The organism is Mogibacterium diversum, assembly GCF_002998925.1.
Classification (GTDB): domain Bacteria; phylum Bacillota; class Clostridia; order Peptostreptococcales; family Anaerovoracaceae; genus Mogibacterium; species Mogibacterium diversum.
The window spans coordinates 1,447,806-1,471,115 of sequence record NZ_CP027228.1 but is presented as its reverse complement, the minus strand read 5'-3'; the positions used below and the strand labels follow the sequence as shown (position 1 = coordinate 1,471,115).

Below are 23,310 nucleotides of genomic sequence, written 5' to 3'. Positions count from 1 at the left end.
CGCAGCAATTTGAAAATGAAAATGCAACATTGATAAGTAAATGATTTTATTATATACTTTATTGGTAACTCCATATGCTGCTGTGGCTCAATGGTAGAGCACTTCACTCGTAATGAAGTGGTTGCGAGTTCGATTCTCGCCAGCAGCTCCAAAAGTAAAAGCCTTGTAAATGCTGTAATTTCAAGCATATATAAGGCTTTTTTATTTAAGCAAAAGACAACAAATGATATGGCTAATGGTCTAAATTGGCACGAATTGACATATGAAGTGTTGCACCCAATGTTGCACCTTATACTTTGCCGTAGTTGAAACAAGAAAAAATATAATATATAATCACCATCGAACGTACATAGATGACCTTTGGGCTCTATGTCTAATTTAGGACTGGGCAGTGTGATGCCCTACCCACATATACCCATGAATATGTGGTTCTGCGCCGCCTAAAAGCTAGCATATACGGCGGTAGCAAGATAATAACGGTAGCTAGGGGCGAGAAATTGCCCACAGCAGACCTTTATTATATAGCGTTTATAGTAGTAGTCGCTGCACTGATCAGCAGGCGGAAGAGGCTATAAACTTAATAGCACCTAGCAATAAGACGCTCGCGGAATGCCAGCGCTGTAAGTCTAGGAAAGGCCAGAGAGAACCGTACTGATTACGGTTGAGAGATGCCGCCGTTGCGGCGGTATCTTTTACTTTATAAAAGTAAAATAAATAGCAAAAGGAGATATGCAGTCATGAAATTAAAAGATAGGATTTCTAGATTCTTCAATAAAAACAAGAAGGTAAGATACTCGACTTCCCACAATAAAGTTGTTAAAAGACTAGATCCGTCTTTAGATGCGAAAAATATCCGCTCTGACTGGGAAAAGGTGGGTAACTCGATAAGCGCAGGGATAAACCAATATAAGAAAGAAATAGACATAGACCTTTCAGGATGCGAAGTAATCGGATATAGAGACAAAGAAGGGTATTTAGTTTTACCAAAAGAATACGATTATTAAAAAGTACACGCACGAGCGTGTACTTTTACTTTGCGTTAATCATATCCCAGCTATCATCTAGACTATCTAATGTTGTATGTGTATAGATATTAGCAGTCATCTTAATATCAGAGTGACCCATCAAGTATTGAGCGGTGCGAATATCAACGCCTTTCTTCTGCAGATTGGTACAATACGTATGCCTGAGTGAATACGTGGATAAATCATCACCGAAAGGATAAGGCGGTATAAGCTGATTCCTGTACATCTTGCAGCCCATCTCTATATTTATATCCCGAACAAGACTTTTCCATGCGAACAATCTCTTTTTATGGGATAAAGTATTATTTTGTGATGTAGTGATTAAATAGCCAGTAGATCCGGTGAGTAAATCACTTAACATATCTGGAAGAGGTACATATCTATCGGCTGCTGCGCTCTTAGTTCCTCGTACGTGAATATATTTACGCTCTTTACTAACAACTATATCTTCATACTTTATCTTTGCTGCCTCGGAAGGGCGGCAGCCACATAGGTAAATTAGCATAAAGTATATAGCGTACTGATGCTTTAAAGCACATTTAACAAATACATCTTGTTCCTCAGCGGTTAGTGAGCGCCTTTTATTCAAGGTGCCTGTAGGTTTAGATATATCTGCAGCCGGATTAGAATTAATCAAACCATTATCTACGGCTTTTCTAAATATAAAATTAAGCTTCTGATACACTTGCCCTATAGTGTATTTACTCATACCCTCATACTTATTAATAAGAGATTGGCACATTATAGGACGTACATCCTTAAGCTTATAATGACCAATCTCACTAACTATATATTTCTCTGTAAAATCTAAATACCTATCACGAGCATCTTCACTAGAACTAGTTTTATATGTTTCAACGCATTTCCTCGCCCAGTCTCCAAGTGTCATATTAGAATTAATAATCACATGGTTAGCCTTAAGATCCTCGAGCTTTTTCTGATATTTCATTCCAAGCTCTAGCTCAGAGTTTGCCCGGATGTAATACCGCTTACCGTCATATGTAAATGTTTTAGTAAATTTATATCTTTTCATCAAGCCCTCGCAGCATAACTATTAATTAAAAAGGAACCAACAGGGAAGCAGGCAAGACCCCCTACTGTTGCAAAAAGTTCATAATTAAAATTAATTAGGTGCCAATATCCAGGAATTATGAAAAGCCCACACACAGGAAATATAAACATATAAAGAAATGGACCTTGCGAATTAAAAAAACCGACAGTGAGCATAGCAAACACAAGATAGTTAGCCGATAAAACATAATATTCCGGCTTAAATATAGCCAAGAACATAAATGCTGTAGGGAATATGTAATCAAATAACGCCCATTTAATTTTCTCTGATGTGCTACCCATTTTAATACCACCTTTCGAATCACGAGTATAAAGAAACAATATAGCCATTGAAATTCAAACATTTAGACAATGAATCGCAATGCCAAATTGCTAAAATCACGAGCAAATCACGAGCAATAACCAATGCGGTGAAGTCGCCGCGATGGTTTGATTGCAAATATAATACGCAGTGTTATTTAAGTTTTTTTATTTCCTTATCAAAGTCCGAAAAGATTTTCTGATTCTTATTGTATATATCAAATTCTTCATTAGCTTTGTTAACAGCTGCCTTGTTTGAAATCCTTCCTTTGTCGTGCAGAATATCATACTTGCGAAATGCAAGAAACGCATTAACGCTATTTACGAACTCTTCCATCGTAAACGTATTTTCACGCTCAATTAAATCTTCTATATAGTCAAAATATCCAGAAACAGTCCTTTCTAACCTTCGTATTTCTTCTTGAGAAAGATAATTTTTTGCAACAGAAACATCTTTTTTTAATATCCGTCCATCCGGAGCGTTTTTCCAAGTAGTAAGTCCCATATAATCCTTCGTATGGTCAGCATTTGAATATATGATTTCAGCTGCGGTTTTACCAGTAATGGCATAATGGAATTTGTTTTGAATCATAGCATAGAAATCATTTGTAGTAGGGGACTGCCTATCGTAGTCTATGCTGCATTCTGCATATATGTCAGTTATTTGCTGATATATTCTTCTTTCGCTGGCACGAATGGAACGAACTCTTTCGAGAAGCTCTTTAAAATAATCCTTACCGAAAGGCTTTCCGTTCTTCAACATATCATCATTTAGTACGAAGCCTTTAGTAATATATTCTTTAAGTGTGGCAGTTGCCCATTGGCGAAAACGAGTAGCTTGCTTTGAATTAACCCTGTATCCCACAGCAATAATAGCGTCGAGATTATAGAAGTTGGTATTGTAATTCTTCCCATCTCTCGCAGTTGTTTCCATTTTGGAAATTACTGAAGATTCGTTTAATTCACCGTCAATGAAAATATTATTCAAATGCTTACTGATTGCAGGAACACCAACTCCAAATAGTTCAGACATAGCCTTTTGAGTTAACCAAAATGTTTCATCTTTAAATGTAACAGAAACAGTCTCTTGGTGATTTTCCATCTCGTATAAAATAATGTTCCCAAAACCTTCCATATAAACCTCCTAATTAATTCCACATCTACACATACTTATGCAACACTCCGATACATCGCCCGATTATTCTCACTTCTTCGTAGTCAGTAACCATTGCATGATACTCAGGATTACAAGGATTAAGTATCAACGTATCGCCATCCTGCGTAACTCTCTTTAGAGAAGCTTCGTTGTAATCTAATCTTTCAATCGCATATATTTGATCTTGAACAAAATCATAAGACTTTGAAATAAAGACGATATCTCCATCATAGATATTGGCACCAATCATACTGTCACCGTGCACCTTCAAACAGTAATCCGCTTTAACATCTATATCTACTATAAACGTACCCTGGTAATCATCTTCGCATACAACACCATCTCCTGCGCATATAGTACCCATAATGGGGAGTTTGTGCGCTGAAGGCAGAATAATGTTAGATGGAAGAGGTCGAGAGGATACTTTCTTTTGTGAACTATCGTCAAACCCCATCAAATAAGAAATAGAGACGTTTAATGCAGATGATAACTTCTCTAATGCGATTTGTTTAGGGAAATACCTTCCAGACAAATAGGAAGATAACGCACCTTTATTTATATTGGCTTTCTCGCAAAGCTCGCTTTGCGAGAGCCCAGAAGCGTGAAAAGCTTCATTTAATCTCTTAGTTCTTATATCCATCGTAAATTCCTTTCTGCTTAAGGTGATACCATTATACACAAGCAGTTTAGAAAATCAAACATTATTTTTTAGAAAATTAAACAAAAGTGTTGACAGACGGAATAATGTGCGATATAGTTTAGAAAACTAAACAAAGGAGAAAGTGATGAATTACGATTATACAAACCTTAAATCACGCATTAAAACCAAGTACACCACGTTCGAAAAGTTTGCGGATGCTTTAGAAATTGGCAGATCTACGCTATCGCTTAAGTTGAACAATAATGCGGAATGGAGCCAGGCTGAAATGAGCAGAGCTATGAAATTGCTAGATATTCCAGAAACAGATATAGATAAATATTTTTTTTGCCACTAGGTTTAGAAAACTAAATCTGTAGACAGATAAAACTGAAGAGGTTTAAGAATGAAACAATCAAAAAAGAAAATAGTTCTTAAAGTAAGAAATATAAAAATTGAATCAGTTAACCCGGGAATTATAGGGTTCGTTGGTGATTTTTTATCCGAAATTCCATTTTGGATACATGGAGGTCTAATGCGTCTCGAAAAATCAAAGCACAAAAACTTAATAGAGTTTTGCATCAGCTGTATTTCGGCAGTAATAGGAAGTCTCTTAGCCCTCCTCATTTTACGAAAAACTGGGTGGCTATAAGAGAAGTTATAAAAGCTACAACAATAGGGGTTGCTACCGATTTAAAAATAAACTCTATAAATTTAGCTAATAGATCCTCTCGATAAAAAAGACCATTACAAGAAATATCGAAATAAGAAGGTAATCCATTCTGATCCATCTTAAGTTCAGAAAGATAATTGTGCTCGTGGAGAGAAATTACTGCTTTTACAACTTTATCTACAGATTTTTTCTCTACTAAATCATTGAGGTCATTGTAACTGTGAGCGTTTTTATTTCGGCAGCGATTCAGAATCGTTCGTCTAATACCTATTAGTAAGTACATGTTAAAACTCCCTTTTTAAAACAAAAATTACACTGAAATTATATCAGAAAGGAAAAGCGAAATGGAATCACCAATTACCAAATTAAGAGCCACAGAAAAAATGCTAGAAGAAACTCGAAACGAACTAGCTCGCACAAGAGAAGAATTACACAATGCCAAAAAAAGAATTGAAGAAGTAACGGCTAATAGGCGTTCTGGATATGTAGGAAAAAATATAACTCTTCCAGATTATGTACTAAAAGAAGCTCAAATTATTACTGAGATACAAGAGTTACTAGCTGATGAAATTAAGGCTCAACTATCAAAGGGTGCGTGTACAAGAGAAGTTGCACAGCTGGTCGAATCATTAGCCAAGCTAAAATAAATAGCTAACAACAGAGGTGAATAAAAATGACAAAAGAAATGAGAAAATCCTTATTTCCATTACTCAGGGAAATTAAGAAATTAAGAAAAATGGGGATAAGGGTTGACTACATAGTTAAATTTTCAAAGGAGAAATAGCCTTGTCATACCGCTGACAAGGCTACAGAAAAACTGTTTATCTGTAGAAGGAGAAAAACATAATGGATACAAACACCACAAGACAAATTATCTGTACAGCAATAAGAGATACCCTACACGCAATGAATGCATGCAAGGACCTCGATATGATAATCGTTACACCAGATAAGGACGAAGTGCTTTTATCATACGGAGATAAGGCGCTGCGCGTAGATATTCAGGATATCCCGGAAGAAGAACTACCGAGATTCTTAATTGCAAAGATTAACTATGAACAAAAAATGACGCTAAATGACTATCAGCACGAAACGCTGAGAACAGGAAAAGAAGTAGGCGTAATCGAATCAGTAATGGGAATGTGCGAAGAGATCGGGGAAGTGGTCGGCAAAATCAATAAGGCTACATTTAGAGGGCATGATGCAGATGTGGGAGAACTAATTGATGAACTAGGAGATGTCCTATGGTACTTATCCATCACCGCATATAACGCAGGTGTACCGCTAGAATCAGTTGCAAAACTCAACCTAGCAAAGCTAAAGCTAAGATACCCAGATGGATTCGACATAGAAAGATCCAAACACGAAGAGGAATAAAAATGGATAGGCAAGCAATATTAAACGATCTTAAAAAAGAATATGGTAGCTTTCCGACTATATCAGATATATCAAGATATCTAAAAATTAGCCGTGCAAGTGTAAGAGACCTGATGAACGGCGTTGAGTGCTTGCCGGACGGAAGAAGCAAGAAATATTTTGCAGGGGATGTAGCAGACAAAATCTACAAGAATAGGAGCATGTAATGAGCAATAAAGAGTTATTCAAAGCTGTATTTTCGGACGAGGAAGGTAACTTCCAGGTAATAAACCTAATCGGAACTATCTGCCTAGCGCTGCTATTCCCTACGCTGCACATATTCCTATATGCGCTAGGGTGCAGATAAAAGCGAGGTTAAACGTGGATAAGTCTAAACCTATTGAACCTTGCATTATCAAAGTGATTAAGCTAGCGCATGAAATGGTCGATAGCGGCACGATTGCAGGAGCGAAAATAACAACATCAGATGGATATGTAAATCTCAAACGCATAGATGGCAAGGTGACTGTACAAAGAGAGGCGCGACATGGATATTGAAAGACGAAGAAAATATTTTAAAGGAATTGTATCTGAATCAGCTATTACTAGAGAGTTCACTGATTATGAAGAACCTAGACTAGAAGTATGCGAAGAAAAAAGTGTGTTGTCAAATATAGAACCTTGGAGCGATGAAGAATTGCAAACAATTACATTCGATTAGGAGACTAGCCAAATGATGGAGTATTACAAAACATGCGCCTATCCAAAGCCGCAGACCAGGAAGAAAAAGAAGAAGCAAAACGGATATAAGGATAAAGCAAGTAGATTCTGCGCGTATTGTGGAAAACCTTATGCTGAAAGGCATGAGGTTTTCGGAGGGTCTAATCGCCAAATAAGTATAGATCTAGGCTTTCAAGTGGACGTGTGCCATGAGCACCACGAAGAGCTACATATGAACTGCAGCAAGTGGGCACAAGAAGAGAACATCAAACTAAGACGCTTTTATCAAAAGAAATACGAAGAAGAAAAGATAGACGAGGGAATGACGCCAGAACAAGCTCGTAATGACTGGATGATCCTTATAGGAAGGAACTATTTATGAATAGATGGAAATCAACGACAACCATCCCAAGTATAAATTTAAATGTAAATCAAATACTACATAAGGCAGATTCAATAGACGACACGTTAACGTATGAGTCTGTGAAAAAAGGGATTGCCTATGTAGCAAATAAGGAAGAATTCTTAATTTTGAGTGCGTCAAATGGCTACCTCAGAATGACTTATGAGGAGCTAGAGGAAGTTAGAAAAGAAATAGCAGGAATCTTAGAGGAAGTAGATCGCAAAAGATGGTAAACGTAGGATGTGTGTGTGACAGGTGCGGACACGAACACGGAACACCAAATGACAACAGGTCGTTTCGTTGGTGCAGGCGAATTAAGGGGACCATCTGTGGTAAATGTTGTAATGAATGCGAATACTGTAATGATTGGCGCTGCACCTACGACCCAGCAGGAAGAGAAAAAATGCGAATGCTGGTATACGCAAACAGGGAAGCCGAAAGAAGAATCTTAAAAAATAAAGACATTATAAAAAAAGTAAGCACCACAACAAGAAGAATGATTGAACAAGTTAACGAAAACCTAAAAGCGGAGATAAACGCTAGAGAAGAAGAATACGACAAACTACGCGCCAGGGAAGGCGAAGAACCAGAAATGTTTTAAGGAGATAAGCATGAGCTACGAAACAAACGACGAAATAACAATGGATGCGTACATTGAAGAAAAATTAAACACAAAGTTACCTAAACTATTTTTTATCTCGCAGCCAATGGCGGGCAAAACGGATGTAGAAATAGCTGCAGAAAGAACAATGATTAAAGAAAGAATTAAGAGAGAAATTAATCCTGCGGCAACCTTTATAGATTCGGTACTAGATAAAAACAAGGTTGAAAAAGAAATCAAAGATAAGAACGTGAAATCGGAATCACTATACTATCTGGCGGAATCATTAAAACTACTATCTACTGCAGATATGGCGGTATTCGCGCATGATTGGCTAGTAGCTAGAGGTTGCCGAATTGAAGAAACAGCAGCTAGACAGTATGGAATTGATGTGCACTACATATAGGAGAAGCAATGAATATAAATTACTGTGAGCTTTGCGGTTGCGGTACCGCAAGAGAGAAGCGAGAAATACTTATACTGGAAAATTCAGACGGAAAGCAAGAAGTACACGTTCTATGTAAGGCGTGCGCTGATGCATTAAAGAGACAGTTAACAAGGAATAGCAAATGGACTACAAAATCATAGAAGAACTAGCCACTCTATCAACAGATAGCAAGGGCAGAAAAAAGAAACTTATAAAAATATCCTGGTATGGAAAAGAACCGGGATATGAAATAAGGACCTTTGATAAAGACGGAACGCCACTTAAAAGAGCAATGCTAACAGAAGATGAATATCAGGAGTTAGCAAAATTCATGATAGGGAACTATTAATTGGAGATGCAGATGACTAATTATGAACTAATCCAAGAAATGGAACCATATCAGCTTGCCGAGTTTTTACGCAAGGTGAGCGATGGCGAAACAGAATTTACGGTTTGTGATAGAGAATGTGAATCCTGTGCTAATGATATAGAAATGTGCGAAGCGCTAATAGAGCGCTGGTTAAAAGAGGATTGCGAGAATCTAATTGCAGAAAAACCAATAGAGCTTGAACCTTGGCGAAAAATAATAACAAGACCACTAAATGACGAGGAAAAGGAAGAATACAAAGAACTCGGGTGGGATTATATATTAGAAAATTTACCAAGTTATGAAGAGGACGTACTTGTTACAGATGGTGACAATGTATGGGTGGATTACTTCGAAAAAGATGAAAACGGATGCGTATATCTTGGTGGAACTGACGAATGTGTAGACGGCGTTGTGGCGTGGATGCCAATTAGGAAGTACGAACTGTAAATTTTGACAACTAAGGAGAAATGCAAAATGAAAACGCTACTTAAGTATCCAGGAGCTAAAAATCGATTAGCACCGTGGATAATAAAGCACATACCATCTCACAAGGTGTACTGCGAACCATTTCTAGGAAGTGGTGCAGTGTTCCTAAACAAAGAGCCTGCGTACAACGAGATTTTGAATGACATTGACGATGATATTTACAACTTTTTTAAGGTTGTTAGAAAAAATTCTGAAGAACTCTGTAGATTGATAGATGCTACGCCATACTCGCGTACCGAATACACAATGGTGTATGTAGAGAGCGAAGAAGAGGCGTTATCTATCGAGCGTGCAAGAAGATTTGCCGTTAAGTGCTGGCAGGGGTTCGGATGTGGCAACAAGTATAAGAACGGTTACAGGCGAGGTATAGGCACTACAAGCCCCAACCCCGCAAAAGCGTGGGCAAAGCTCCCAGAAACGATACAGCTTGCAGCCGAAAGGCTAAAAAATGCACAGATTGAAAATAAGGATGCACTCGAACTTATAACTGACTTATATGGCAAAGACACATTTATCTATATTGACCCACCGTATCTGCAGGACACGCGGAAGAAGTACCTTTACAATCACGAAATGACAGACGAGCAGCACATGAAGCTGCTAAAAATTGCCAAAGAAAGTGACTGTAAGATTATGATTTCTGCGTATGAAAACGAGATTTACAACAACACTCTCGTTGATTGGCGAAAAGAATATAAAACGACAACTGCAGAGTGTTCGAGAAAGCGGACAGAAGTTATATACATGAACTATTAAGGAGCGAACAATGGACGAAAGAAAATTTATAAAGAAGTGCAAAGAATTTGTAAGAAATTATTACAACGACAGAGTGGAATCAACCGACAAGAACGGCAAAATCACAACAGATGATGTATTTGTTGTTTGGTTCTGTAAAACCTTGCAGAACGCAAAGGCTTTAGTTAGCACCAACGTATCAGACGGCATGTATTACGAAATTACATATAACGGAGATAAGAATGAGTGCTATCTTGACGCCTATAAAAAGTGGCAGAACGTTTGTATTGAAATGTAGTAAAAGGAGTACGAAATGGAAGGATTTTGTAGAGATTGTGGGCAACTACATTTAGTTGCAGCAGAAACACAAGAGGAAGCGGATGAAATCGCAACAGCAAGATGCGATTGCGAGAATGAAGAGAAGTGGCACAGGCTCATGAACGCAAATGTTGAGATGCTATGTGGCGAGCAATCGAGGGAAATGCAACTTCAACCGTTGTGCAATTCCGGTATTGAACTTGTGAAGAGAACATGCGAGCTCGTAAGAGCTAATGTGATCGATAAATCGAAAGTTAATATCGCAAACAGCGAAATAACGATAACGAGGAAGAATGACAAAATCGATATCAAGAGAGTGAAAAAGCAAACAAACCAAATGATGATTTAGGGCAGTAGAGCGAAACAAACAACATAAAAATAATATGCTATGTAAGTAGCGGACACCATAAGTTATTTTTATAAGGCAAACAATGATGTAAAAATGATAATCTCTCAAACCAACGTCCGCTACTTCATATATATAGGAGTAAACAATGATCGACTTAATACTTACATTATGGATATTAGGAATTATAGCAGGCGTTAACGCATTGTTATTCACTGCGCTAAACAAAATGGAAAAAGCAAACAAACTATATCTAGCAGCAGATTTACTTATCTCTGCAGGATGCATAGTGATCCTATATTGGATATACATATAACTAAATCGCTATGACGGCGGCGAACATAAAGATCCTTTCTAAAAAATAAATATACATATAAGAGCACAACATAATTAAGTAGTCATATTCGCCGCCTCATATATATAGGAAGAAAAATATAAAAAACGAGAAAACAACCACCAGCCACGAGCTGGTTTAAAAGTTCAATTGAGTATTAACAAGTTAGCGAAAATATAGATATGATTAGAACTAAAAAATATAACTGCGGAAATTATCAAGAAATAGAAATATTTAATGTATCGCCAAGAAAAAGAAAATATGAGAGAGCAAGGAAGGTAAAAGAATCTACACCGGCACAAAAAAATCTCAACTCTAAAAGAGCACAGAGATATTTTGCAAGATTGTGCAATCTTAATTTTAGCGAAGGCGATTACAGCGTAGACGCTACATACGATGATGCACATCTTCCGGCTAACAGAGATGAGGCATTAAGAGACGTTAGAAATTACGCGCGCCGCGTTAGATACGAAATGGCAAAGCGTGGAAAAGAAGATGTTGAATTTGTATATGTAATTTCAAATCACAAAGGAGATGATACAGGTTCAAAAGCAAGATGCCACATCCACATAATTTTTAAAGGGGCAGATAGAGATGTTCTAGAAAAAAAGTGGAAAGCCGGATACTGCAATACAGATAAACTTAGATTTAGCGAAACAGGAATTACAGGAAAAGCCTTGTATATGGCAAGACAAGGAAAAAGCAAAAGATGTTGGGGCGGTTCTTTAGGTTTAAAAAAACCAGAACCGATTGTTTCGGATAGAACATTTACAAGGGGGCAAGTAGAGAGAATCATAAACGATCCCGGAGACGGAAGATTTATTTCAAAGTTAATAAATAAAAATAATAAAACTAAATATGTATTCACAGATTGCATAGTTGAACACGACGGCAGGCAGGTCGGATTCTTTTCAGAAGATCCAGGGGACGGCCTCGGATTTAGCGTGCTAATCAGAATGAGGAGGGAATGATGAGCTATTACATTAAATGCCCCTTCTTTATGGCGCATAAAGAAAACACGATCACGTGTGAAGGTTGCATGCATTTTTTTGACACAAAGAAAAAACACCGAAAACAGATTGAAAAATGTGAAGAAGGGGGAACTGAATGTAGATACGCCAAGAAACTTTTTGAGTGCTACGAAATCTACCAAGATTCCCCAGATTTAGAATTAAGATTGCACGAAGTTTATAGCGATGAAATGAGAAATCAAATATCAACGCTCGTGTGGAGATTAGCTAGAGAAAAGAATAACCAAAAGAAACTCAAAGAAAATTACGAGCGTGCTCTCGAAATCAAAACAAAAGATATAAACAGACTCACTAGGCAGCTAATGCTAGATAGAAAAAAAGTAGCAATCAATGAAAAAACAATCCTAGCGTTAATGCATGAGAACAATCTCAGTATGGCGAACATTAGCGAGCTTGTGGATAAGTATAGAGATAGCGAATTAATTTTTGATGCAAAAAGCGGAAAGGTGGAAAAGAAATGAACGCATTAATGGATGGTATTATATTTATAATGTTAAATGCTCAAGTAGGTATAGAAATAGGCGCTACAGGCTGGAGCTATTTTTAAGCAAGAAAAAACGAGGGGGATCCCCTCGTTTTTATTAAGCCGCCTTTATAATTTCCTGTGGTGTGAATGAGAAGTATAAATCACTGCCAGCTTCCGAACTCTCACGCTCGTATAATACTATTGCCCTATCAGGTGCAGCAGATAGCTTTATCTTTTCAATTGCGCTCTCTTTAGTTTCAAAAGCTCCAATGCGCACACCGTTTTCAAGATCTCCTGCATATGGAACGGATGACACTCCGTCAGAATCTTTCATGAACCAGTAAGCCGTGTAATACTCTTCACCATTTGGTCTAATTCCGTACCAGCAATCTAGCGAGTTCAAATATTCTTTGCAGTTGATTTTCTTTGTAGTTTCGTTTAACATAATTATAGCTCCTTTTAATTATCAGGGGTGGTAATTTTTAGGGTGTTTCGAGCCGTTGCAGCGGCTCGATTTTTTATTTTTTGTTTTTTTGAATCTGCTCAACCAACAGAGATTCTATAAAATTGCTTAGTGTTCTACCTTCCTTTGCTGCTAGTTCTGTGGCAGCTTCTTTAATTCTTGGGGTAGTTTTTAAGTGTATGTGTGCTGTTCGTTTATCCACGTTTTACTCACCTCTTCCTTTAGCTTGTCTAAAGTATATCACCACATTAACACCTTGTCAACACCTTTTCAAAACTTTTTTAAAAAATTTTGAAGCAGGCGAAAAAACGTATATCGATAGGCATAATAAAGCTGGAGGAAATCATGGATTGGAACAAGCTCGAAGTAGAATACATAACAACGAATACATCATATGCGAAACTGGCTGCTAAATACCAAACATCGGCGCGCACCGTTTCAGAATACGCACGCCGTCACGAGTGGAAAGAAAAGCGCAGGAAATATGTATCAGATACTGTCGGAAAAGCTGTAGAGCGCGTATCTAAATTAGAATCTATAGACTTGTCTAAAGAAATAGGCATAGTACATAACTTGTCTAATATAATGAGCGACGCTCTTTTAGATCCAAAGCAGTTCAATAGATATCTGGTTGAAGAAACTGAATACAATTCAGATGGTTTTCCTGTATCAAAGAAAACCGTTGAGAAGAAATATAAGAGAGTAGATTTTAAGCAGGTAAAAGATGCGGCTAATGCACTGCAGGCGATTGAAAAAATGAGGCGGTCAATGGAGACTATCCTCACGTTCCAAGAAAAAGAAAATCTTAAGCTTGCGAAGAAAAGAATTAGACTCGAAGAGAGAAAAGTTAAGCTACTTGAAGCCGAGGCAGAAAACAAAAATATCAGCGTTGAAGAGGCTGAAAGTATCGTACTTGTTAATTTGAGCGATGAAGAGGTTGCGGAGGTAGAAGAATGAAAATAGCATGGGAGCCGCAGCCACGTCAAAAAGTATTTATGAGCCGTCCAGAGTACGAAGTATTATATGGCGGTGCAGCTGGAGGCGGAAAGAGTGACGCTATACTATGCGAGGCACTAAGGCAAGTGCATATATCAAGTTATAAAGGACTAATCTTAAGGCGTACATTTCCGCAGCTCTCGGAGCTTATGGATAGATCCATAAACCTATATTCAAAAGCCTTTCCGAGTGCAAAATTCAACGAGTCTAAATATGTCTGGAAATTCGAAAGTGGAGCAAAAATATATTTTGGAAATCTGCAAAGAGAAACAGATAAATATAACTATCAAGGTAAGGCATATGACTTTATCGCATTCGATGAGCTAACGCATTTTACGCGTACACAGTACATGTATCTAATGTCACGTAATAGACCGACAGCACCGGGAACGAGGGTGTATATAAGAGCTAGCGCAAACCCTGGGGGAGTTGGTCATGGCTGGGTAAAAAAGAGATTTATAACACCTGCGCCGCCTATGACTCGCATTAAGGGAGTATATAAAATCGTTACCCCAACAGGCGAGCTAATAGAGCGCGTACGTAGCCGCATGTTTGTACCATCAACTGTCTTTGATAATAAAAAGCTACTAGAAAACGATCCGTACTACATCGCAAATCTAGCCATGCTCCCGGAGGCAGACAAAAAAGCACTGCTGTACGGAGACTGGAATTCATTTAGCGGACAGGTATTCACAGAATGGAGCGACGAGATAGAGCACTATTTAGACCGTAAGTGGACGCATGTCATAAGTCCGTTCAAGATTCCTGAAACATGGAGAATATTTAGAGGTTTTGACTGGGGATACTCAAAGCCATTTAGTGTAGGTTGGTACGCAGTAGATAACGACAATAGGCTATACAGAATCAACGAACTATACGGCTGTACAGACCAGCCAAACACCGGCGTTAAATGGACTACTGAAAAGATTGCCAAAGCAATAAAGGAAATCGAGGAATCAGATCCGAATTTAAAAGGCAGAACTATAGCAGCAGTTGCAGATCCTGCGATATTCCAGGAAAACGGCGGTAAATCAATAGCCGATTCCTTCATGGAAGCTGGTGTGTACTGGGAGAAGGGAGACCATACACGAATACCCGGTAAAATGCAGTGCCATTATAGATTAGCTTTTGACGAAAACGGAATACCAATGTTCTACTGTTTTTCGAATTGCAAGGACTTCATAAGAACGGTACCAGAATTAATTTACAGTGAAACCAAGGTAGAGGATATCAATACCGAAATGGAAGACCATATATACGACGAATGGAGATACGTATGCATGGAATCACCTATAAATGAGCGACGAGACGCCAGAGCAAAGCTATACGAGGGAACAGACGGAACACACGACCCATTAAATATGATTCCTGCACAGCTAGGACGATACGACTTTTTCAAATACATGTAAGGAGCGAATATGAAAGACAAGAAGAAACTAAAAGAGCAAAACGCTAAAGAAGTTGAGAAGGCTAAACCATTAAGAGATCCTGAACCGATTGAGGATGATGAACCCGAAGAAGATCCGGCGCAAGCCGAGGGAGATAAACAGCTTATGAAGAGGCTAGGAATAAACCCAAAGAAAGCAGCCGAAGAACCTATCGAAGATGAAGAGGAAGAGCCAGACTATATAGAGCAGGAACCAGAACCAACATCACTAGATGCGAAGGAAGAGCCGGAAACGGATTACGGAGCATTTAACGAAGATGAAGGCAAAGAGTGGGACCCGAACTATGGCCGAAAAGGAATCATTGATGAAGAGGTTATAGGAGAGGCAAAGAACACGTATGAAAAGTACAAGCAGAATCTTGAAAAGTTCAAGAAACGCATCGTTGAGAATGAAAAGTGGTGGCAGTTCAAACAGTGGGAAGTTATAGGCGATGCACAAGGTAAAGAAAACGATCCAAAGCCTGAAAGTGCATGGATGTTTAATTCGCTTGCCAACAAACACGCTGACGCTATGGATAACTATCCTATGCCTAACCTACTTCCACGTGAAGAGAGTGACAAAGGTTCTGCATTGTCGTTATCAAAGATTGTGCCATGCATCCTAGACAACTGCGACTTTCAGCAAATATATAGTGATGCGTGGTGGTATAAGTTAAAACAAGGGTTCTGCGTATATGCTACGTACTGGGATAACACAAGAGATAACGGCGCCGGTGATATCGCCGTAAAGCAAATAGATGTTCTAAATCTATTATGGGAGCCAGGAATTAAATATATCCAGGATTCGCCAAACATATTTCTAATAGACGCCGTGGATAACGATATCCTTGTAGGGATGTATCCAGACCTAGAAGGCGTGCTATCAAATTCTGCAGGTGCTGAAATCGTGAAGTATGATACAGAGCGTGACGATTCAGCATCAAACAGGACAGTCGTATATGACTGGTACTACAAGCAGACTGTAGAGGGTAGAACGATAGTACACTACTGCAAATTTATAGACGGTCACGTACTCTTTGCATCTGAAAACTGCGAAGAGTATCTAGAGAGCGGATATTACATTTCAGGCGAATATCCGTTCGTTGTGGATAACCTATTCCCGGTTGAATCTGAAATGCTAGGCTTCGGATATATCGATGTTATGAAATCTCCTCAGATGGTCATAAACAAGATGGATCAGATTGTCGCAAAGAATGCTGCTCTTGTTGGCAAACCAAGATGGGCTATTAACAAGAATTCAGGAGTAAACCCAGAGCAAGTAGCTGATTATTCACAAGACTTCTTTGAGGTAAACGGCAGAATTGAAGAAGGGAATATCAAACAGTTTCAAACAACGCCGCTACCATCGCTTGTTATGAATTACCTCGAGATGAAAAAAGAAGAGCTAAAAGAAACCTCGGGCAATCGCGACTTCTCGCAGGGAAGTACGGCCGCAGGTGTAACGGCGGCTAGCGCCATTGCAGCACTGCAAGAGGCAGGTTCAAAGCTATCTCGTGACATGATAGGTGGCTCGTACAGAGCGTACGTTAGGCTGGTTAAGCAGATTATAGAATTAATCAGACAGTTCTATGATGAGCCTCGTTGTTTCAGAATTGACGGAGAGGGCGGATCATACGAATTCATTAGTTTTGAAAATTCACTGCTCAAGGAAACAACAATAGATGACGTTACAGGACAGCCAGAGATCGTAAAGAAACCTATATTCGATGTTAAAATCTCCGCTGCCAAAAAGAACGCGTTTAATAGAGCATCGCAAAATGAGACGGTCAAAGAGCTGTACGGAATGGGGGTATTCAATCCAAACAACTATGTACAAGCAGGAATGCTGTTAGACGCTATGGACTTTGAAGGAGTGGAAGAACTCCGCAGGAAGGTGGGAGAAAACGGAAATCTAAATGAAAAACTGAATCAGTTAGCTGGCATCGCCATGCAGATGGCAGGAATGCTAGACCAGACAGTTGGAGCAGGCGAATTCACATCTCAGGTACAGCAGGCTCTAGGAATGGAAGTAGCGCCGCAGTTAAACGCTGCCGCATATGAGGCTAGGCGCGGTATAGATAGGCCGGTAAACACTAGAGCGGCAAACATCAGAGATAGAGCAAGTAACCAGGCAAGCGTAGGAGAAGGTCATGACATCAGCAAAACTGACGAGTAAGAGAGATGAACAAGGCAAAATCACGTATGCGCTAGATATCAAAGAGCACGCGGACGAAAGTCACGTGTGCTTTGCAATAAGCACGCTGGTGCATACAGTGTCGGATATGGTCGAAAGATTAGAAAGCTCAATCGATATTAATCCAGGCGATGTAGTAATTAGCTTTACATCGCATCCGGACAACGTAAATGAAATGATATACGCAAGAATCATATATACATTTGCATGCAAAATGTTAACGATTCTTGAAGAGGGATACCCCAAAAACATCAAAGTGATTATGCCGTAGTCGAATAATAAATAATTTTTTTATATCATAAATCCGTAAAGATAAATGCTCGCGGGTAAGCCGCAGGAGGAACAATGACATATAGAGATTTTTACCTCTTCGATGGAGAGGGCGGCGAAGGAACAAGCGGTAATACTGGTGTCGCTACCAGTGGTGAAGAGGGCACAGCCCTTGAAGAAAAGAAAGATGATGATTTGTTTGACGATAGCTATGACGATAGCGAAGAAGCAGACGATGAATCATCAGAGGGCGAAAACGCCGATGAGCCCAAAGACCTATCTGCAGAGTTCGAAGAACTAATCAAAGGAAAGTATAAAGACTTATACGATGCGCGCGTTAAGGACACGCTTTCAAAGAGATTTAAGAACGCAGAAGCAGATAGAAGCCGACTTGGTGAATATGAAGATGCGCTATTTGTACTATATGACAAGTACGATATCGAGCCTGGTAATCTTAACGGACTCAAAGAAGCAATCGCAAAAGATGGCGAATTGCTAGAAGAAAGAGCAGAAAGAGAAGGCTTGTCAGTCGAGCAGTACAAATACCAGAAGAAACTCGAGGCGGAAAACAGAAGGCTTGAAGCAGAACAGAGAAAAAGAGCTGCTAAAGAGCAAGCAGACGCACTGTATGAGCAGTGGGAATCAGAATCCGCTGAACTAAGAAATGTGTATCCACACTTCAACCTTAAGAAAGAGGCTAGCGAGAATCCTGAATTCATGAGCTACCTTGAATCTGGAATGAGTGTAAGAAAAGCTTTTGAAGCAGCACATATACAGGAGCTAATCTCTGGCGCTATTCAGATGGCTACCAAGGAAACCAGGAAGAACACTATTGACACGGTGAGAGCAAGAGGCTTGAGGCCGCGCGAAAACGGCATGCAGTCTAAAGCTCCGCTAAAGGTCAAGAAGAACATTAGCAATCTCAGTAACGAAGATATGGATAGAATCAATAAGCGAGTAGCTAGAGGTGAAACCGTTACCTTCTAACTGAGGAAAAGGGGGAAAAATGAATATCAGAGACTATTTCCTTTTCGGAAATCCAAACACAAATATCACTACAGATAGCAATCTGACGCCGGATATGAAGGAGTACTACGATAAAAATCTTATCAGGCTCACAGGTCCGCAGCTAATTCACGACCAGTTTGCACAGAAGAGACCAATTCCAAAGAATGGCGGTAAGGTTATTAAATTCAGACAGTACAAGCCGTTTCCAAAGGCACTAACACCACTTACAGAGGGTGTAACACCGGACGGAAGAAAGCTCCAGATGACAGAGGTATCTGCAACAATCAAGCAGTACGGCGATTACGTAACTCTATCAGACATGCTGCTTCTCACGGCACTAGATAACAACCTTCTAGAGTCACAGCAGCTACTATCTGACCAGGCAGGAAGAACACTTGATACAGTTACAAGAGAGGTTATGCACTCAGGCACCAACGTACTTTACGCAGGCGGCAAGTCGGCAAGAGCGGCACTAACCAAGGATGACAAACTAACAGTAGATACAGTCAAGAGAGCTGCTAGAATTCTTAAGAATGCTAACGCGCCAAAGATTGACAAGTACTACGTTGCTATCATCAATCCTGATACCTCGTACGACCTACAGTCTGATGAGGCATGGATTGATGCATCGAAGTATGCAGGTTCAACTCAGATCTTCGAGGGAGAGGTTGGAAAGATTGCAGGAGTAAGATTTATCGAGTCTACAGAGGCTAAAATCTTCAACGAGAAGAGCACATCCGGAGCTAGAATCTATGGAACACTATTCCTAGGTGCTAACGCATACGGAACTACCGAGATTGAAGGTGGCGGACTCGAGATGATTGTTAAGCAGAAGGGTTCAGCAGGAACGGCAGATCCACTCAATCAGAGAGCAACTGCTGGATGGAAGGCTGCAAAAACTGCAGAGCTTCTAGTTAGCCCTTACATCGTAAGATGTGAGCACTGCGTAACACTGGAATCTGATCCAAACTAATTCATAAAGCTAGCCTGTAATTCTGCAGGCTAGCAATATTGATATAAGGAGAAAGAATTATGGCAAATATGGCAAAGAAAAATGAAGAGCTAGAAGCTGTTGAAACTATGACAGATGAAGAGGCTACTGAGGCAGTAGAAAATACTGCAGATGAAGAGGTTACTGAAAATACTGCTCCGGTAAGCGATGATTACCTAGAAGAACTTGTTGAGATTATGCTGTTCAAGGATTCAGACAAATACTCTGATGATCTAGTAGTTACACTTAACGGCAAGAACTATCAGATTAAGAGAGGTGTCAAGGTTATGGTACCGAGAAAGGTACAGCTTGTTATTGAGGACTCGATGAAGCAGGCAGGACTTGCCGCTGACTACGAAGAAGAGGCACAGCAGCAGTACAAGGAACTCGAGAATAGGCTATAAGGCAGCTATAACGCTGTGTAAAGCGAGGGCTGAGGCTCTCGCTTAATTTATTAAGGAGACAATATGAAAAGAATCAGCGTAACGGTAGATGTAAACAAAGTGAAGTCCATTATTGTTAATGGCCTGGTACAGTTCGATGACGATGCAGCAATAGATGATATCAAACTGCTTAATGGCAGCAGCTCGTTCGACTTTTCGGAGTATACCGCTGTAACAATCGAAATTATCCGTCCGGACGGAAAAGCTTTTGTTGATTGCATAGGAGACCACTTAACAGTCGAAGATGCAGCACAAGGATTTCTAACATATAAGCCGGTTCCAGAAGTCACAAAACTTGTAGGTTTGTACTTCGTGGATATTTCCATATACACAAACGGCAAGAAGATGACTACATCAAGATTCACATATAACGTATCAGATGGAAACATAGATAATACTGAAATTGAAAAGGAAGAGTATTATCCGGTACTTCTTGCGCTTGTAAAAGAGGTATCAACATACAAGGCGGCCGAAGAAGCAAGGGAACGAGCAGAGAAGTTAAGAGCAAGCGAAACCGCAGGTATCATCGCACAGGCAAATAAGATTCTAGATAACATCCAGGAAAAACAAGGATATCTAGATGACTTGTATAGCGCATTTGTGCAGATAGCTAACGAGATAACCGGCAGTAACTTCGATGTTACATCGCTTATAACAGCATCTAGCCTTGAAACTAGATTAAAGGGTATCTATCCAATCAAGGACGGTAAAGATGGAATTGAAGAAGGACAGCTAGGATTTGATAAGTCAAAAGGCTTACTTTACATAGGCGGTGCAGAAGTTAAGGTATTAAATAAGCCGGAAGTTGCTATATCAGGAACTGAACCAGAAGATAAGAGTTTGCTCTGGCTAGATAGCGTAAGCGGTAAGGTTAAATACTATGCTGGCGGTGCATGGAGTGAGGCTAAATGCTTTGCAGTATATAAGTAGGTGATGATATGGCAACAACTCTATTTAATCAATGGGTGATACATAGTGGACCCAGAATCAGACTTACTGCCACAACAGATTATTATCGTGATGGCGCATATATGTATTACCGTATAAACACATATATCCACGGTTTAGACTATAGGCAGTCGTGGTATGGGTGGTATTTAGATATGGCGGTGTACGTAGACGGACAATATATGGGCACTACGAGGTTAAAACAGAATAAGCCTATAAGATGGTCAGGTATTAGTAATTCGACGCCGTATTATGCTGTTAAACGTGTTTCTGGCAATGCCCATATCAAGATTGTACTAACATCAAACAAACCTAGATACGGACAGAGAGTGTGGGAAAGCGGCGGAGCTTTACCGGCACCGCCATTAAGCACAGCCGGACTATTAACACTAAAAGATATTACTGAATCCGGAATGATAGTTAATATAAGCGGACTACCTACAGGATATGAAAAAGAGCTCCGTTTTTGGCATAAGGCAAAAGGTGAGGCATGGAAACATATTGGAAATAAAACCGTATCTAACAGCAGTAGAGATTGCAGCAGGGCATTTAATGACCTTATAGCTAACACTAGCTATGAAATATCAGTAGAGGAATTCGTAGATGGTTACAAAATAACTTCGTTTGACTCAGTGATTGCACTACCTACCGCAAAAGGAGAGCTGACTACAACTACTACAGAAAGCGAACTAATAGCGGTTGAAGAGGTTAATTCAAACATTTCATACACTAGAACGCTAGAGTGGTATATAAGACCAGCAGGTGCAGGAAATTTTCAGTACATGGGAGAAGAAGAACTACCTGCAGGTGTAAGCACAAAGGCGAGAAAGTTTGAAAAACTCACAACAGGCTGTAGATATGATGTTAGAACGCTTATTAAACGCAAGGACAACGTTTTAAAAGAGACTGTTGTATCCGATTCACTTAAACCAAGTAGCGCAGTTATAAAAGCTGAATCAGATACATATAGTAGCATCCAGGTAAACGTATCTCACATGGTGAATACCGGGTGGGAACGCACTATAAAAGCGAAGTACAAAGCTGCGCAGGAATCAGAATATAGAGAAGAGAGCGTGACAACAGGAAATGAAAGCGCATTTGTAAACCTAAAGAACCTCAAAGCTTTTACTGACTATGAAGTCGTAGTTGAAATCTATAGAGATTCCCAGGTTATAAAGTCATGGGCTGAAACTGTTAAGACAAGAGAAATGGGGTTTGTTGCAATTCCTGTTATCAAAAGCATTGAATCTGTTATCAGAACTAAAGATGCTGTTATCAATTGGCTTGTAAATGATGACAGAGACGAAATGAGCTACGATGTTGAATATAAGATTGGTGAAAGAGAGTGGACGAGGCTTATAACAACTAAGTATAAACCGAAGCTCACAATAACTCTGCCTAGCGGTAATACTGAATACCTAATCAGGATAAAAGGCTATGCTACAGATTCAACAAAGATATCTTATTCTCTAGCGGTACCAGTGTATACATATCATCGCTTCGAGTATGACAGCGTTGTTAATGCGCAAAACGAAATCGACTTAACAAGTACTGAGGTAAACAGACTTATACGCTTTATCAATAAAAAAATTGGTAGCAGCTTAATGTTTATTGAAGAGGACGAACTTATCACGCTTGAAAAGCATAATGAATTAAGAAGGACACTAGCTTTAAACGTAATTTCTGGTGGAGACATTAAAGCTACTGACTGGGTATCGCTCAAAAACAAGGTAAATGAGGGTTAAATATGAATACAGCAGAAGTAATTAAGACGGTTAACGATCGTTGTCCGAACACGTGCACTGACGAAGAAAAGATAGCGTATGTTAACGAGATAGAAAATATAGTTCAGAGAGAGCTGCTAAATCTCGAAGAAAAAGACATGAAGAGGCAGGTAACTAGCGACACGCAAACAGAAGAGCTGCTACTAGAAAAGCCGTTTGATTTAATTTATGTGTACTATGTGGCAGCTATGACTTGTCAAGCGATGGAAGAGTGGGATTCATTTAATGCATGGCTGAGCTTATATAATAGCCGAGCAGTAGACGCACGTAACTATTACATCACAAAAAGCAACAGATACAAGAACTTAAGAATTAAAAACTACTTCTAGGAG

38 protein-coding genes and 1 tRNA gene are annotated in these 23,310 nt (G+C 39.4%); 33 read left to right on the top strand and 6 right to left on the bottom strand.

Going from position 1 to position 23,310, the window contains the following annotated elements; translation table 11 throughout:
- Positions 1–76: 76 nt before the first annotated feature.
- Positions 77–151: transfer RNA gene (locus tag C5Q96_RS07115), tRNA-Thr, on the top strand.
- A 586-nt stretch (positions 152–737) separates the two neighbouring features.
- Positions 738–1,004: a hypothetical protein gene (locus tag C5Q96_RS07110; protein ID WP_106057685.1), complete on the top strand. Its 267-nt coding sequence runs from the start codon at positions 738–740 to the stop codon at positions 1,002–1,004.
- A 25-nt stretch (positions 1,005–1,029) separates the two neighbouring features.
- Here C5Q96_RS07110 and C5Q96_RS07105 read toward each other — a convergent pair whose 3' ends face one another.
- The 4 genes from C5Q96_RS07105 to C5Q96_RS07090 form a co-directional block, all read right to left on the bottom strand.
- On the bottom strand, positions 1,030–2,058 hold the full coding sequence (locus tag C5Q96_RS07105; protein WP_106057684.1) for a tyrosine-type recombinase/integrase: 1,029 nt from the start codon (positions 2,056–2,058) through the stop codon (positions 1,030–1,032).
- Positions 2,058–2,378, bottom strand: a complete 321-nt coding sequence (locus C5Q96_RS07100; protein ID WP_106057683.1) for a hypothetical protein — start codon at positions 2,376–2,378, stop codon at positions 2,058–2,060. Before C5Q96_RS07100 ends, C5Q96_RS07105 begins: the two co-directional genes overlap by 1 nt.
- Positions 2,379–2,550: 172 nt before the next feature.
- Positions 2,551–3,531, bottom strand: a complete 981-nt coding sequence (locus tag C5Q96_RS07095) for a virulence RhuM family protein (RefSeq protein WP_106057682.1) — start codon at positions 3,529–3,531, stop codon at positions 2,551–2,553.
- Between the two features lie 25 nt (positions 3,532–3,556).
- A complete protein-coding gene (locus C5Q96_RS07090; RefSeq protein WP_106057681.1) occupies positions 3,557–4,192 on the bottom strand; it encodes a LexA family protein in 636 nt (211 codons plus the stop codon).
- 145 nt (positions 4,193–4,337) lie between these two features.
- Here C5Q96_RS07090 and C5Q96_RS07085 point away from each other — a divergent pair, with 145 nt between their 5' ends.
- The 21 genes from C5Q96_RS07085 to C5Q96_RS07005 all read left to right on the top strand — a co-directional run bounded on the left by C5Q96_RS07085 (position 4,338) and on the right by C5Q96_RS07005 (position 12,450).
- Positions 4,338–4,547 (top strand): DUF739 family protein, encoded by a 210-nt coding sequence (locus C5Q96_RS07085; RefSeq protein WP_106057680.1) that lies wholly within the window; start codon positions 4,338–4,340, stop codon positions 4,545–4,547.
- Between the two features lie 48 nt (positions 4,548–4,595).
- Positions 4,596–4,841 carry a hypothetical protein gene (locus C5Q96_RS07080; protein WP_106057679.1) on the top strand — a complete coding sequence of 82 codons (246 nt, stop codon included), beginning with the start codon at positions 4,596–4,598 and terminating at the stop codon, positions 4,839–4,841.
- Positions 4,842–5,206: 365 nt separating this feature from the next.
- Positions 5,207–5,509 carry a hypothetical protein gene (locus tag C5Q96_RS07070; RefSeq protein ID WP_106057677.1) on the top strand — a complete coding sequence of 101 codons (303 nt, stop codon included), beginning with the start codon at positions 5,207–5,209 and terminating at the stop codon, positions 5,507–5,509.
- Positions 5,510–5,708: 199 nt separating this feature from the next.
- Positions 5,709–6,239 (top strand): nucleoside triphosphate pyrophosphohydrolase family protein, encoded by a 531-nt coding sequence (locus C5Q96_RS07065; RefSeq protein ID WP_106057676.1) that lies wholly within the window; start codon positions 5,709–5,711, stop codon positions 6,237–6,239.
- Between the two features lie 2 nt (positions 6,240–6,241).
- Entirely contained in the window at positions 6,242–6,445 is a 204-nt protein-coding gene (locus C5Q96_RS07060; RefSeq protein WP_106057675.1) for an NUMOD1 domain-containing DNA-binding protein, read from the top strand.
- Positions 6,445–6,585, top strand: a complete 141-nt coding sequence (locus C5Q96_RS08730) for a hypothetical protein (protein WP_170035504.1) — start codon at positions 6,445–6,447, stop codon at positions 6,583–6,585. Before C5Q96_RS07060 ends, C5Q96_RS08730 begins: the two co-directional genes overlap by 1 nt.
- A gap of 14 nt (positions 6,586–6,599) precedes the next feature.
- Complete coding sequence (locus tag C5Q96_RS08670) at positions 6,600–6,776, top strand: hypothetical protein (protein WP_158696719.1); 177 nt, start codon at positions 6,600–6,602, stop codon at positions 6,774–6,776.
- Positions 6,766–6,939: a hypothetical protein gene (locus C5Q96_RS08665; protein WP_158696718.1), complete on the top strand. Its 174-nt coding sequence runs from the start codon at positions 6,766–6,768 to the stop codon at positions 6,937–6,939. The genes C5Q96_RS08670 and C5Q96_RS08665 overlap by 11 nt, the downstream gene beginning before the upstream one ends.
- Positions 6,940–6,951: 12 nt before the next feature.
- Positions 6,952–7,320, top strand: coding sequence for a hypothetical protein (locus C5Q96_RS07055; protein ID WP_106057674.1), 369 nt, complete (start codon positions 6,952–6,954; stop codon positions 7,318–7,320).
- The gene (locus C5Q96_RS07050) at positions 7,317–7,574 is read left to right on the top strand and encodes a hypothetical protein (RefSeq protein WP_106057673.1); all 258 of its coding nucleotides are present in this window, start codon (positions 7,317–7,319) and stop codon (positions 7,572–7,574) included. Before C5Q96_RS07055 ends, C5Q96_RS07050 begins: the two co-directional genes overlap by 4 nt.
- A 176-nt stretch (positions 7,575–7,750) precedes the next feature.
- Positions 7,751–7,942, top strand: a complete 192-nt coding sequence (locus tag C5Q96_RS07045; RefSeq protein WP_158696717.1) for a hypothetical protein — start codon at positions 7,751–7,753, stop codon at positions 7,940–7,942.
- A gap of 10 nt (positions 7,943–7,952) precedes the next feature.
- Entirely contained in the window at positions 7,953–8,348 is a 396-nt protein-coding gene (locus C5Q96_RS07040; RefSeq protein WP_106057671.1) for a hypothetical protein, read from the top strand.
- Positions 8,349–8,356: 8 nt separating this feature from the next.
- A complete protein-coding gene (locus C5Q96_RS08660) occupies positions 8,357–8,530 on the top strand; it encodes a hypothetical protein (RefSeq protein WP_158696716.1) in 174 nt (57 codons plus the stop codon).
- Complete coding sequence (locus tag C5Q96_RS07035) at positions 8,512–8,718, top strand: YdbC family protein (RefSeq protein ID WP_106057670.1); 207 nt, start codon at positions 8,512–8,514, stop codon at positions 8,716–8,718. The genes C5Q96_RS08660 and C5Q96_RS07035 overlap by 19 nt, the downstream gene beginning before the upstream one ends.
- A gap of 12 nt (positions 8,719–8,730) precedes the next feature.
- Entirely contained in the window at positions 8,731–9,186 is a 456-nt protein-coding gene (locus C5Q96_RS07030) for a hypothetical protein (protein WP_106057669.1), read from the top strand.
- A 27-nt stretch (positions 9,187–9,213) separates the two neighbouring features.
- Positions 9,214–9,981, top strand: coding sequence for a DNA adenine methylase (locus C5Q96_RS07025; protein WP_106057668.1), 768 nt, complete (start codon positions 9,214–9,216; stop codon positions 9,979–9,981).
- 10 nt (positions 9,982–9,991) lie between these two features.
- On the top strand, positions 9,992–10,258 hold the full coding sequence (locus C5Q96_RS07020; protein ID WP_106057667.1) for a DUF6275 family protein: 267 nt from the start codon (positions 9,992–9,994) through the stop codon (positions 10,256–10,258).
- A 15-nt stretch (positions 10,259–10,273) separates the two neighbouring features.
- Entirely contained in the window at positions 10,274–10,627 is a 354-nt protein-coding gene (locus tag C5Q96_RS07015) for a hypothetical protein (RefSeq protein ID WP_106057666.1), read from the top strand.
- Between the two features lie 145 nt (positions 10,628–10,772).
- Positions 10,773–10,940: a hypothetical protein gene (locus C5Q96_RS08655; RefSeq protein ID WP_158696715.1), complete on the top strand. Its 168-nt coding sequence runs from the start codon at positions 10,773–10,775 to the stop codon at positions 10,938–10,940.
- Between the two features lie 200 nt (positions 10,941–11,140).
- Positions 11,141–11,929 carry a hypothetical protein gene (locus tag C5Q96_RS07010; RefSeq protein ID WP_106057665.1) on the top strand — a complete coding sequence of 263 codons (789 nt, stop codon included), beginning with the start codon at positions 11,141–11,143 and terminating at the stop codon, positions 11,927–11,929.
- A complete protein-coding gene (locus C5Q96_RS07005) occupies positions 11,929–12,450 on the top strand; it encodes a hypothetical protein (protein ID WP_106057664.1) in 522 nt (173 codons plus the stop codon). The genes C5Q96_RS07010 and C5Q96_RS07005 overlap by 1 nt, the downstream gene beginning before the upstream one ends.
- A gap of 120 nt (positions 12,451–12,570) precedes the next feature.
- Here the strand turns inward: C5Q96_RS07005 and C5Q96_RS07000 are convergent, their stop codons facing one another.
- Both C5Q96_RS07000 and C5Q96_RS08650 read right to left on the bottom strand, forming a co-directional pair.
- Positions 12,571–12,900: a hypothetical protein gene (locus C5Q96_RS07000; protein WP_106057663.1), complete on the bottom strand. Its 330-nt coding sequence runs from the start codon at positions 12,898–12,900 to the stop codon at positions 12,571–12,573.
- 73 nt (positions 12,901–12,973) lie between these two features.
- Positions 12,974–13,120 carry a hypothetical protein gene (locus C5Q96_RS08650; protein WP_158696714.1) on the bottom strand — a complete coding sequence of 49 codons (147 nt, stop codon included), beginning with the start codon at positions 13,118–13,120 and terminating at the stop codon, positions 12,974–12,976.
- Positions 13,121–13,263: 143 nt separating this feature from the next.
- On the opposite strand from C5Q96_RS08650, the gene C5Q96_RS06995 reads away from it, so the two are divergent.
- From C5Q96_RS06995 to C5Q96_RS06950, 10 genes are all read left to right on the top strand, one after another.
- Positions 13,264–13,875 carry a hypothetical protein gene (locus C5Q96_RS06995; protein WP_106057662.1) on the top strand — a complete coding sequence of 204 codons (612 nt, stop codon included), beginning with the start codon at positions 13,264–13,266 and terminating at the stop codon, positions 13,873–13,875.
- Positions 13,872–15,323 carry a phage terminase large subunit gene (locus C5Q96_RS06990; protein ID WP_106057661.1) on the top strand — a complete coding sequence of 484 codons (1,452 nt, stop codon included), beginning with the start codon at positions 13,872–13,874 and terminating at the stop codon, positions 15,321–15,323. Before C5Q96_RS06995 ends, C5Q96_RS06990 begins: the two co-directional genes overlap by 4 nt.
- 9 nt (positions 15,324–15,332) lie before the next feature.
- Positions 15,333–17,516, top strand: coding sequence for a portal protein (locus C5Q96_RS06985; protein ID WP_106057660.1), 2,184 nt, complete (start codon positions 15,333–15,335; stop codon positions 17,514–17,516).
- Positions 17,491–17,805, top strand: coding sequence for a ribosomal-processing cysteine protease Prp (locus C5Q96_RS06980; protein ID WP_106057659.1), 315 nt, complete (start codon positions 17,491–17,493; stop codon positions 17,803–17,805). Before C5Q96_RS06985 ends, C5Q96_RS06980 begins: the two co-directional genes overlap by 26 nt.
- A 74-nt stretch (positions 17,806–17,879) precedes the next feature.
- Positions 17,880–18,791 (top strand): hypothetical protein, encoded by a 912-nt coding sequence (locus C5Q96_RS06975; RefSeq protein WP_106057658.1) that lies wholly within the window; start codon positions 17,880–17,882, stop codon positions 18,789–18,791.
- Positions 18,792–18,810: 19 nt separating this feature from the next.
- Positions 18,811–19,785 (top strand): N4-gp56 family major capsid protein, encoded by a 975-nt coding sequence (locus C5Q96_RS06970; RefSeq protein WP_106057657.1) that lies wholly within the window; start codon positions 18,811–18,813, stop codon positions 19,783–19,785.
- Positions 19,786–19,844: 59 nt separating this feature from the next.
- Positions 19,845–20,207, top strand: a complete 363-nt coding sequence (locus C5Q96_RS06965; RefSeq protein ID WP_106057656.1) for a hypothetical protein — start codon at positions 19,845–19,847, stop codon at positions 20,205–20,207.
- Between the two features lie 63 nt (positions 20,208–20,270).
- Entirely contained in the window at positions 20,271–21,176 is a 906-nt protein-coding gene (locus tag C5Q96_RS06960) for a BppU family phage baseplate upper protein (protein WP_106057655.1), read from the top strand.
- Between the two features lie 8 nt (positions 21,177–21,184).
- Entirely contained in the window at positions 21,185–22,939 is a 1,755-nt protein-coding gene (locus tag C5Q96_RS06955; RefSeq protein WP_106057654.1) for a fibronectin type III domain-containing protein, read from the top strand.
- Between the two features lie 2 nt (positions 22,940–22,941).
- Positions 22,942–23,307, top strand: a complete 366-nt coding sequence (locus C5Q96_RS06950; protein WP_106057653.1) for a hypothetical protein — start codon at positions 22,942–22,944, stop codon at positions 23,305–23,307.
- The last annotated feature ends 3 nt before the right edge of the window (positions 23,308–23,310 follow it).